The organism is Nitrospira sp. Ecomares 2.1, from assembly GCF_965152585.1.
Window position 1 is genome coordinate 3,918,014 of the sequence record NZ_OZ224219.1, and the last position, 11,825, is coordinate 3,929,838.

6 protein-coding genes are annotated in these 11,825 nt (G+C 52.6%); all 6 read right to left on the reverse strand.

Annotated elements, in window-relative coordinates; translation table 11 throughout:
• Positions 1–47 precede the first annotated feature (47 nt).
• The 6 genes from ACWHYD_RS17365 to ACWHYD_RS17390 all read right to left on the reverse strand — a co-directional run bounded on the left by ACWHYD_RS17365 (position 48) and on the right by ACWHYD_RS17390 (position 11,600).
• A complete protein-coding gene (locus ACWHYD_RS17365; protein WP_447963277.1) occupies positions 48–971 on the reverse strand; it encodes a carboxypeptidase-like regulatory domain-containing protein in 924 nt (307 codons plus the stop codon).
• Between the two features lie 128 nt (positions 972–1,099).
• Positions 1,100–5,980 (reverse strand): hypothetical protein, encoded by a 4,881-nt coding sequence (locus ACWHYD_RS17370; RefSeq protein WP_447963278.1) that lies wholly within the window; start codon positions 5,978–5,980, stop codon positions 1,100–1,102.
• A 617-nt stretch (positions 5,981–6,597) separates the two neighbouring features.
• The gene (locus ACWHYD_RS17375; protein ID WP_447963279.1) at positions 6,598–7,791 is read right to left on the reverse strand and encodes an HlyD family efflux transporter periplasmic adaptor subunit; all 1,194 of its coding nucleotides are present in this window, start codon (positions 7,789–7,791) and stop codon (positions 6,598–6,600) included.
• Between the two features lie 4 nt (positions 7,792–7,795).
• Positions 7,796–9,307 (reverse strand): efflux transporter outer membrane subunit, encoded by a 1,512-nt coding sequence (locus tag ACWHYD_RS17380; protein ID WP_447963280.1) that lies wholly within the window; start codon positions 9,305–9,307, stop codon positions 7,796–7,798.
• The gene (locus tag ACWHYD_RS17385) at positions 9,304–10,905 is read right to left on the reverse strand and encodes an MFS transporter (RefSeq protein ID WP_447963281.1); all 1,602 of its coding nucleotides are present in this window, start codon (positions 10,903–10,905) and stop codon (positions 9,304–9,306) included. Before ACWHYD_RS17385 ends, ACWHYD_RS17380 begins: the two co-directional genes overlap by 4 nt.
• Before the next feature lie 14 nt (positions 10,906–10,919).
• Positions 10,920–11,600, reverse strand: coding sequence for a formate/nitrite transporter family protein (locus tag ACWHYD_RS17390; RefSeq protein ID WP_447963282.1), 681 nt, complete (start codon positions 11,598–11,600; stop codon positions 10,920–10,922).
• Positions 11,601–11,825: the final 225 nt, after the last annotated feature.

The following is an 11,825-nucleotide window of genomic DNA, read 5'->3' on the forward strand; positions in this document are numbered from 1 at the left end:
ACAAAACCAATTCGCTAACCTCTGTGATGATCTTTTCATAGTATTTGTCATGAAGGATGTTGAAGACGAAGTGAGGGAATGATGACTTCTTCTCCTAAGAGTCCCAATCCAAAGTGGGGGTTGTCTTGAATTTCATGAACACTGCGGCGCCCTACGGGTGATTGATATTCAAAATTCACAGAAATTGACCCATTCGGTTCAATCGTCACTTCACGGGTTAAATATTTCTTCATTCCGGCATGCCAGACCGATAACGTATAGGTTCCAGGTGGAATGTCGGATATCTCAAATCGGCCGTCCTCGGTTGTAATCGCATAATAGGGATTGTCAACCACCACTCCCCAAGAAAACATATATGGATGAAATCCGCATTGCATCACAAAGATATTCCGATCCTTTTGCAAATGAATTTTTTCGATCATTGGCTTGCCGGGTAAATGATCATGGCTATTCAACAAGCCCAACACTTTATGAAATGGATTCATGGGAAGAGGGCGATTAAACAAGACCCTCGCACCACGATCACGAGCAGTCTCGTATCCTTGAATATCATGTTCCACTGGATCCATATTAATGACCGTCAGCTCATCCTGGTCCCGTAAGACATTGACAAATGGGAGAAAATCACAATCCTTCGCTTCGATGGTCACTTTTGGCAACTCAAACGCTTTCCCTTTTTCAATACCCTTGAGCATCACAATCGCGTCCTTCAGCGAGCCCTGAGATCCAAGTATAAAATCTTCAACAATACGCCATCCTGTTCCGGTTGAAATTCGCCCGCAAAAAACCGGATCTGGAATCGTCACCAAATTAAAGGCCATGGCTTTAGGCATCCCTCCCGCTAAAGTCACTTGCCCACGAATCATTCCTCCTTGTTTGACCTCACTTTCTTCATAGGCCCACACCGGGATGGCCCACATTCCCAGGACACCCAAAGTCACCCCAATCATTTGTATCACCGTGCTTTTCATGTATTCCTCCGCGAGCATAAAATTCAAAAAGTGCCTCACCATCTTGTCTTATGGGGTGGTGCCCAGCACGGGGAAGCCGTGAATCGGCTTCCCCGTTCCCAAACCCGTCAACTAAAAATAATGCCGGTTCATTTCAGTTCGACGGGTTTAATATGGACCACTTGCTCGTGTGGCAACGTGGCTTCTTTCACGCCAGGAGCCCCACCATCCAATGACAGGATTCGTTGATCACTCCCTGGGAGGACTCGTAAATATCCCCATTGCCCTGATTGGGAATAGGGCAACCGCTGGTTGCTCCAGACGTAATCCCCCGTGCGTTGGTAAGGTCCGCCTGCGGCAGGAATGAAGGCATCCAACGCTTCTGACCCCGAAAACTCCACGACATTGATTTGATCGGCTCCTCGCATGAATGGTTCGATGGGCCATTCATGACTTTCAACCCCGAACATCCCATTTTGTTCATTGCTGGCACCGAAGACATGAATGCGAACAGGGTCACCGGCATGGGCCTCGATAATCGGCGTGATGGGGTCTTCAGGGTTTTCCTCAGAACAGGGCTGGAATATCCTATCCAACGTACATCCCTGCTCCTCACGGAACAAATACGGTTCCGCTCGATAATTCACCCCCACCAGCCCGGCCACGTTTTGGACGTAAGGCATAAAGCTTGTCCCAATGATGTTGTCCTCGTCCTGGAAGAACAAGGCCGCATCCCGATAATTCGGTCGGTCTTCGTATCCCGTCACCGTCCTGTCCACGATCACGTCGGCAATCCAACTGTTCTTATTGGATATATCCGCGCCGGTTTTGGGATCACGATATGTCGCGCCCTTCGGCCCGATAATAATCGCGCCGTAAAGCCCGTTCCGAGGATTAAGCATGACATTGCCCCAGTCCCATACCAACGACGCAATCTCTCCTAAAAATGGGTCGGCGTAATAGGTGTACGTCCGGCTCTCTCCAGGCGCAACCGTTTGATCACCTGGATTCTTTCCAACGTTGGCTCCCAACGAATCCTTAGGATCGAAGGCGAGGGAAAGCGCGGAGAACGAGGCGCGACTTTCCTTCATCTGATTCGTCAGTTGAATCTTAAGGCAGTCGCCTACATTGGCTCGCAGAGTCAGCGGCATTGGTTGAATTCCGCTGGCCGTCTTTGCGACATCTTCTTCGAGCACATATATTTTTCCCTCCGGATTCTGGAGCAGAATGTTCCGTTCGAAATCAACCTCTACGGCTTCGGGTGCCTTCGTGTTGAAATTCATGGAAGGAAAATCCATCGCCACAACATTAAATGATTTGACCGGTGCTTCGGCAGGACAGACCGGACCGGGATCTGGAATTTCATTACGACCGGAATAACCGGCCGGCAGCTTTTGAAGATCAGGCACCTCCTTGTCCAATACCCGCAGAATACCCCAGGCTCCTTCCGAGAACTTTGAAGAACGTCCGTTAAAATGGATGTAGTCACCAGGCTGGAGCCGAGGCCCGCCTGCCTGCGGAACCACGAGATCGTATCGCTCTGCGATACCAATGTGGATGGAATTTTTACGGTTGGCATCACCGGCATACCGTTCGGTCAAAAAGGTATGCCCTGACAATGTCCACACCATTGATTCGTTTGTCATGGTCTCCAACAGCCGGAACACAACCGTATCGCCAAGATACGCCCTGACCATTGGCGTATAGGGGTCCCCATGAACGTTACTATTGAATATGTTCGAAAAATCCGGTTTTTCCTTGAGTCTAGCCGCGATCGGTTCGGCCCGGAAGTTAAAACTGCCACCGGTGGTGTGGGTTCCGCCATTGAGGAACGGCATCGGTGTCATGGGAATGTTTTCAGGCATGGGGAACGAGATCGTTTTCCCAGCCTCCAACGCGACCTCGATTGGCTGCCCCGGAGGATTGCCTGCAGTGACGATGTTGACGGAATGCGGCACACTGTCGTTCAACTGCACCATCAGTTCACGAAAGCTCCCATTCACTCCATACCCTATAGGCTCAACCGTATGGATATCCGCGACTGGTCCACTTCTGATCGGTTCACCGGTTTTGGGATCGTGATAGGTTGAGCCCCAGGGTTCAACAATCATCGTCCCGAAACCTCCATGTCCCCAAGTTACACGCCCGACCGCATGGTCATGCCAGAACACGGTTCCCACATCCGCATCCGCCCAGAACCGTTGCCTTACAAATTCCACGGTCACGATATCATCCACCGGATGATCATGCTCTAACGGCCGATACAGAATGATTTGATTCCCATCTATGGCTTTAATCCGCCCGATCTCGTTGCCTTTCACGTTATCGGCACCGATCAAAATTTCGTTTTTCGGATGGTACTGCGCGGCATTTTTCACCGTGATGGTCAAGTCACCCTTCTTGCCAGGCTTCGTAAAGACCGTATTCATCGGCAAAGGCAAACCCTTGTCAGTCGTCTTCTCCATCATCGTAAACGGTCTCACCGATTGCTCATACGAAAAACCGGTAATCACACCATCCGACGATTGATTGTCGAACTGCATGAAATGCCAATGGGTGTTGATCTTCGACGCATGCATGTTGAAATTGTCATCATCAACCCATTCGCTTGTCAGCATCCAGTCGACACAGTCGTATACGTTAGATCTCACGACCAGCGGATGTCTCTTATCATTATTTTTTCGAACCTCTTCCTCCTCCTCGTGCAGAACATAAATTGTCCCATCCGGATCGATGATTGCCGGTTCATCCCCTTGTTTATCTGCCACCATCATGGGGGTCTTAATGAAATGCACGTTAAACTTTTTGGAACCGGCATTGGCTGGGCACAGGCTCCATCGCCCGTTTTCTCCAGGCTTTGCCGGGTAAGAACTCATCTGACCATCATCATCTAAGTGGATCATTTCGAGCCAAGGAGAAGGATTGTGATTTTGGGAGAATGGCACCCGTTTTCCAAAATGCGGCCTCAAGTGTGGCCATGCGATCTTGCCGGTAGTGGGCTCGAACAGAATCGGCAATCGCTCGCCGGGAGCCGGAGATTGGTATCGTGGATTGGGAATCGTGCTTTCCCGTTCCGTCAATGCCCGGTTTCCGTTCCAAATCCAGTCCAACACCGTCGCATCATAGGAGAGGATCTGCTCCCTCTCATCATCTTTGTGACCGGGCTTGCCCTGAGGGGGCAACTGCATTTCCACCCAGTCCTTCACTGTGACGACAGCCGGATTGGCTTTCCAATCCGTTGTCCCTTTCTCGATAATTTTAAACTCTTTGCCGAACCAATCAACTTTCTTGTCGATCAGCTGATCCGAAGTGACACCGGCCTTAATCCGTCCCTTGCGGTCCGGCAATTCGCGAAGGTCCGGCATCGTATCATTATGCAGCGCTCCATCTTGAATCGTGTTATAGACGCGCCAATAGCCCCACATACCGGCGATGTAGTGATGCGCTACATGGCAGTGAAAGAGAAAATCCCCGGCCAATTGCTGGCAGAGTCCCGACCCACATTCCGTTTCCAGGTCAACGGCCTCGGACGGCCCGATCACCTCTACGTCGACACGGTCTGTCTTCGTCCGAACGACCGGGTACTTCACCGGTCCGTTTTTTGCGGTATGCCACAGAGGCATTTCGTCGATCGCACGCGGACTTCTGGGCCAGCGGATAGATCCACCATGAGGATGATGGGAATGGAAAACCTCCGATCCCCCATGCACCAGCCTGAACTTCGCCGGATCGCCCAAATAACTGCGCGGCACAGTGGTGGCCGGATCACCGAAGGTATAGGCGCTGTAGGCCATTGACTCGTCCTCGAATCCGAAATACTCATGCTGCGTTTGCATGTTGTCCACACCAAACGGTTCGCTTCGGTAGTTCAGCGCGCGCGCGACGGGCCGATACACATCGGTGACTGGATCCCGCTGCGGAATAAAGTCACCATGCTTATTGACCGGACGGAAGGCTTCATCGCCGACTTCATGATAAATGAGGACGAACTCGCGAAAATCCGGGCCGGTGCCGTTTTTGATGATCGCCTGCCAACCACTGGTCATCGGCGTCGGTTCCCCTGCACCAAGCGGATCCAGATACGTCGAACCCTTTGGTTCCACCACAAAAGTGCCCATCAGGCCCATCACCGTCAACTCACGATCATTGCTGTAACTATGAAACTGCCGTCCGCCTTCCTGCATCGTGGGTGGAATGTACCACTCCATGTCGATGCTTTGTCCTTCCATCGCGATTGCATCGGGGTTCGTGGTTGTCGCCGGTTGGCCGGTTGTGCTCACCATCATACTTGATCCGCCGATCTGCAGACTCACCGCTTCTCCCGTTACCAACTGATTGCGGAGAGTGAACCTCACGCAATCACCCTGATTGCCCCGGATCACCAATGGCTGAATCCAGTTATTCTGCAAGCCCGTCTCAACCGCGCCCGGATCATACCCTTCCTTCTCACGGGCCGCGGCATTCGCCGCTTCTTCCTCCCGTACCTTCTCCAGATTTTCGGTGAGGACGTACATGTAGCCGACATAATAGTCCAGCCATCTATTCAACGTGATTTCCACATCGATGGCCGAAATATCGTAATGCTTTTCGGGGGCACCAGCCGGGCACAGTCCAGGCTCACCCGAGACGGGTTCAATTTCATTGTCCGAAGCCAAAAGATAGTCTGCCGGGCCGGCTCCATATTGATGGAGCATCGTGGCGGTGTCATATGCCCCACTCCCGTCAACTAACTTCAAATCGGCCTGCATTTGATGGCCCATTTTTGACATTAACCGTTCATGTTGCCGATCCACCTTCGCCGCACGGTCAGGATTCCCCTCTATCGAATCCTCTACAATCGTCTGCCCTTTCAACCTCTCTACCCAATGATTGGTCTTTCCTGACGCTGCCGCCATGTTATGACCGGCATGGGAATCCGTTTCATCCTGAATTCCTTCTTCCGCATGTCCCATGGTACTCATCAGGAGCACCATCCCTGCGCATGCGACCAAGAGCTTCACTTCCTCATACACTTTCTTCCCTGACAACATACAACATCCCCTCCTCATAAATAATCGATGTCGGCCCTTTAAGTAATTACGGTCTCCGGGAATATGAACCGCTTATATAGTTAAAACATTTCTCTTCTCTGAGTTATTTCTTCTTTGAATCATGGCAATACCTTTCCATACTTTTCCGATAAGCAAATTGCGAGCCGCCATGTGCTTCGACAAGGCAAACCAACTATCTATCGAATATTGGCCTTGTTATCACGGTCTCTTTGGATATATAAAAATTAACCGGCGGGCATGCCACGAAAGATCGCTGAACCCCACCACGATTCCACCACCACTATTCGCGGGAAGGAGTTCCCTTGTCATGCTCAACGATTAAAGAGCCCGCTTCATTAAAGATTTCTTAAGAATACAGAAAGGATTTTCAGGATGAGGACAACCCCCGTCCGGTTGACCGGCAGAGACGGAACTAAGGGCCTCACTATGCAAGCAGGGTTATGGGCGGTCTCAAACCTTCAGCAGAGATAACTGAAAGATTGTGGAGGGAAGGGGGAACGCAATTGTCCTTTCCCGGAGTAGCAGACAATGTCATACGCTGATAAACGCTGGGCGTCCCGATACATGGAATTTCTGAACCGACACGCCTGCACCCCCTATGCCGGTTCAGGCCGGTCTTGTTTCAAAACAAGGTTCTCCCTGATAATTTCTTGGGCCAAGGACTCTGCATCAGTGAGTTCGTTGGCATAGATATTCGTCTCATATTCCTGAGTGGACGTCTCTGCCAGCGAAACACCCAATGGGTACCCAGGCTCGCTGACGTTGATATAAGTTTTGGTCGACAATCCCGGACGGACGGGGTGCTCCAGGATTTCTTCTTTCAAAAAAGAGACACGCACAGGCACCCGTTCCACAATATGAATGAAATTGCCGGTCGCATTTTCAGGAGGCAACAAGGCAAATACGCTGCCGGTGCCGGGCACCAGACCTTCAACCGTCCCATGGTATGTGTGGTGCTTCCCGTATACATCCACATTAATCAGTGCCGACTGACCGGGACGGACCTGCTGCATTTCGGTTTCCCGCAAATTCACTTCCACCCACAGATGATCCAAAGGCACGATCGTCATCAAGGGAACACCCGGATGAACCTGATCTCCGACCTGGGCCTTTCGCTTGGCCACATGGCCCGAAGCCGGTGCCCGAATGCGCTGCCGGATGTATTCGAGATAGGCGGTGATGAATTCATGCTTGGCGGCCTCTACGGCAGGATGATGGATGATATTCACGCCTCCCACCTCAGCGGTGATGGATTGGTATTCTTCCCGGATTTCCATAACCTCGGCTTGAAGTGCCCGCATTTTGTCCAGGGCATTCTGGAAGAGTTGCTCAGATATGGCCCCGCTCGGGAGCGCCTCACGGAAACGGACCACATCATGGCGTATTAAGTCGAGTCGAGCCATCCTGGAGGTGAATTTTTGCTGGATCTGGCGCCTCTGAGCAAACAATGACGCGATTCTGCGCACCTCTCCTCCCAGTAAACCCCGCATCCGGCCCAATTTGGCCTGTGCCTGATGCTCATCGAGACGAATAAGGAGGTCTCCTTTTTCCACATACTGGGTCTCCTCCACGAGGACCTGGGTGATAATGCCTGTTGCCTGTGCCTCCAATGTGACAAGATTGCCGGCAATAAAGGCGTTATCGGTCCATACCCAAAAACGGGCGTAATACCACCAGTATCCGCCGTAAGCCAATGTAGCTGCCACCAGTATCAGGGCAACCAACGCCAGACGGCGGTTACGTCGTCGAAGAATTTCCTTGGGGCGAATTTTGACGGTAGGGGCGTCCATTATTTCATTCCGTTGTCTGAGAAGGTTCTCGAACGATGGGATATCCCCCACCCAGGGCTTCGATCAAACCCACCATCGACACGAGTTGATCAGATTCCAGGGCCTTCAAGGCGAATTCCTGATCCAATACCGCGTGATGCTGTTTTAACACCTCACGGCGATCATCTAGACCGGTGCGAAAGCGGACTTCAACAAGGTGCCAATCGCCACTCACCGACGTCAGCAGACGACGGTGTGCCTCAAGCATCGAGCGAGTCTCATGCCAAACACTCAGACTGTCGGCAACTTCCCGCATGGCTTCCAGCAACGTGTCGTTATAGAGTTCCACTGCCGAATCATATTCTCTCCGTTGTGCTTCTAGTTCTCCACGAAGACGACCGCCTTCAAACCAGGGAAGCCGCAGACCCGGCCCGCCCCCATAAGCGAGACTGGACGATGAAAACAGAAGATCACCCAAAGAGCCGGCCCCACTCGCTAGAGTCAAGGCTCTGAAGCCCACGAAACCATTCAAGTCGATAGTGGGTAGAAATCGAGTTTTCGCCACCTTGATTAGCTTGGATGCGGCTTCGGCGCGATATTTAGCCGCAGCGAGATCCGGGCGGTGCGCCAACAGCTCTATCGGCAACTCCGGCGGCAAGGGAATTCGCCGGGGCATAATCACCCTATCCCTGAACACATGCTCTCCCCAATCAGGCCCATGACCGCTCAGCCTGACCAGCAAATATTGTTGAAAGTCCAACTGCTCCCGAGTACCGGCTGCGCGCTTATTCGCCGCCTCTAATTCCGCAGTGGCCCGCATGATCGAATTGCCGTCATCCAGGCCTGCCCGAAACCGGATCTTCGCCAGATTCAGGAGATCGCGTCGAATTTTCACCATGGCCTCAACCACCTCAAGCTGCTGGCGCAACGCGACCCTGCGGAAGTAGGCACGGGCGATCCCCGCTGTCAACCGCAACCGCACCTCTGCCCATTCCGCCTTATGAGCCAATTCCCTGCTCATTGCAGATTCCATCATGGCGCGATTCTTCCCCCAGAAATCCAGCTCCCAGCGAAAGCTCAACGGATGGATAAGGCCGTAAGTAATATCGATCCCGGCCACCTCAGGATTGAGGGCGGCAAATAAGCCGTGCTCAGAGACGCGCTCTGCGGTCAGCTCGGCGTCCGCCTCCAGAAACGGCAGCAGCCTCGCCCCTTCGACGCGGACAAGGGCATGCGCCTCGTGGAGACGGGCGTATGCGACCTTGAGGCCGGGGTTATCCTTGAGAGCCGCATCAATCAGCGAATCGAGCTCAGGACTGCCGAACTCCTGCCACCAGCAGTCTTCCGGCCATTGCGGGATTGGATCCTCCGGTTCGTGGTGGATCGCATGGGAAAGTATCTCCTCCATGGATTCCGGTTCTAAGAATCCGGCCGATTCCTCGCCGGGAGGTATCCAGGCGCAACCGGCGCAGAGGAGCAAGCCGCACAGACTGAACGCAAAATGCCCATGGCCCTTCAGAGCGGACAAAACACTCATGCCTGCTCCTCCATAAGCGCTTCAGCCTCCATCTCCAGCGACTCTTCTTCCTGGCTTTGATACCAAGGCAATTGGGTGGGATAGGCCAACCAGACGAGAGCCGCCAAACCCACAAACATGTAGCTGGCCAGGAGAAACGCATCGCTCATGGCCAGGATTCCCGCATACTGCCTCACAAGGGCCAGAAGCTTGCCATGCACCATGGCAGAATCGAGTCCGGCGCCCTCTAGCTTGCCAGAGAATCCTCCCAACACGTCGAAGGATGCAAATTGCCTTCCCCCAAAATGATTCGCCAAATGAAGCTGATGGAATGGAAGACGTCGGAAATGCACAATCTCCTGGTACGTAATACCTAACGCCCCGGCGGCGATGCGCAAAATATTCGTTGTCTCTGCGGCGCGTATCACCTGGACGCCGGATAATCGATGCAGGATGAGCACCGTCATCGGGGTAAAAAATGATCCCAGGAAAAGACCTTCGAGCAGAATAGGCCAGAAAATCTGATCAAATGAATGAGGATCGTCATACTGCCCTATCCAGTACAGAGTCAAAGCAAATCCAAGAAAATTGAGGCTCGCGAGCATGCGAACGTCCGTCCGCTTGCAGAGCTCATGCATCACGACGATCATCGGAGCCGCCAACACCACCATCGGAAGGAGCGCCATACCGGCAAGAAGGGACGAATAGCCCATCAACAATTGAAGCTGGATAATCAGAAGCGTGAGGAGTCCTTGGATCGAAAAGAAACCGACCACCAAACAGATTACCCCGATGGTAAAATTTCGGTCGGCAAATAACCGGAGATCCAACACCGGGTGACGTTCACCCAGTTCCCAGATAATAAAACAAGCTAATGCCACGATGAGGACGATCAGGACACCGCGGAGAAAGGGCCAGTCAAACCAGTCAAAATCGTTCCCCATGTTCAAAAGAGTCTGCATGCTGCCCAACACGATGGCCAACAGAAAAAATCCCACGACATCAAACCGGATAGGCTGGCGACGAAAGCCCCGACCATACAGCAAAGCCCCAAGGAGACCGACGACGACCAAGGAGACCACGACATCCGTATAAAAAAGATAACGCCACCACCCGAGATCATCTGCAAGCCACCCACCCACAGGAAGACCAATCGTAAACGGAGTAATCGTGATCAGGCCCCATAACGCTAACCCCAAAGACTTGAGCCGGTCCGGATACTCACGGAGCATCATGTCTTGCGAGAGAAAAAGAGTGAGGCCCCCGGAGAACCCCTGGATAATGCGGGCATTGAGAAACTGCCAATGGGTCTGGCTGATGGCGCCAAGATATGAAGCCACGGCATACACAAGAAAAGCGCCAATAAACACACGATAATTACCGAACCGGTGAGCCAGGGCGCGGCCAACAGGAAGACCCAACGCCAGGGCGATCATGAAATCCGTTTGAGCCCAGGTCATGAAGCTTGGCAACACGCCTTCCAGATCGCCGGCCACATGAGGCAATAGCGCGACATAGGACCCGGCATTAAACATCACGAGAATATGCCCAAGGCCAAGTGCAATATTGAAAAGAATAAAGTGCCAACCTCGCAGGCGTTTGGGGAACATAGCCGGCATGGCTTACTTTTCCCTCACAGGCAGACATTGCCTCCCGGCTTAGCTGATAGAGAAGCAGAGGCATGGTTGACGTTCTGAACCTGTTGAGGAACTATGGGGGCTGAGCCATGTGCATAGTTCATTGCCAGGCCGGTGAAGAACATTCCGCCGACCAAATTGCCCAGCGTGACCGGAATCTGGTTCCAGAGCCACCGGTGAGACACACTGAGCTTTGCTCCCAATAACATGCCGGCAGGAATGAGAAACATGTTCACCACCGTCAGTAACCCCGCATCGCCATGATGGGCATAATACGTCGTCATCGCTTCCGCAATAACAATCAGTTTGGTCCCGACTGCGGAGACTGGAGCATCACCTCCGGTGGTGAGCACGATGGCGAGCAACACGGCATAGAGGGCGCTGCCCGGGAGGTTGTGCAAAAAGACCCATCCCCAATGGGCAAGAACTCGAGAGATGCCCACGCGCTCTGTGTGGTCATTGGCTGAGATCATCGAGCAGGGAATCAGCGTCAATCTCCCGGTGACAATTTCCATCCCGAGCAGGATCGCCAACGCGAGCTCAAACGGAAAGAGTAAGGCGCCGTCAATCCAAAATCCGGTTTCGACAGCCACGCTCACAACCAAACTGGTCGCCACACCAAAGTACGCGCCGGCCAGCATACTCTCGACAACACCGTAAGGTTTGACATAGTCCATGATCCTTCTCCCTCATAGAAGAATGACGTGAGGCAATCAGGCCTTAAAGGCAACTCAGGGAGAACACAGCAATCTTTATACCCTTGTCGATTCCCTTTCTAAATATCGGGAAATCCCAAATCCCATCACTGCAGGACACGGATCTATAAATACGACGCCGAGAAAAATATCATCAAAAGGAAATGGGTGCGCAGCCTCCTTATTTAAATTTCCAAAATCCATCGT

What these genes read in the sequence shown, in the direction of transcription:
- ACWHYD_RS17365 (WP_447963277.1), bottom strand. Translation starts at nt 971, where the DNA reads ATGAAAAGCACGGTGATACAAATGATTGGGGTGACTTTGGGTGTCCTG.
- ACWHYD_RS17370 (WP_447963278.1), bottom strand. Translation starts at nt 5,980, where the DNA reads ATGTTGTCAGGGAAGAAAGTGTATGAGGAAGTGAAGCTCTTGGTCGCA.
- ACWHYD_RS17375 (WP_447963279.1), bottom strand. Translation starts at nt 7,791, where the DNA reads ATGGACGCCCCTACCGTCAAAATTCGCCCCAAGGAAATTCTTCGACGA.
- ACWHYD_RS17380 (WP_447963280.1), bottom strand. Translation starts at nt 9,307, where the DNA reads ATGAGTGTTTTGTCCGCTCTGAAGGGCCATGGGCATTTTGCGTTCAGT.
- ACWHYD_RS17385 (WP_447963281.1), bottom strand. Translation starts at nt 10,905, where the DNA reads ATGCCGGCTATGTTCCCCAAACGCCTGCGAGGTTGGCACTTTATTCTT.
- ACWHYD_RS17390 (WP_447963282.1), bottom strand. Translation starts at nt 11,600, where the DNA reads ATGGACTATGTCAAACCTTACGGTGTTGTCGAGAGTATGCTGGCCGGC.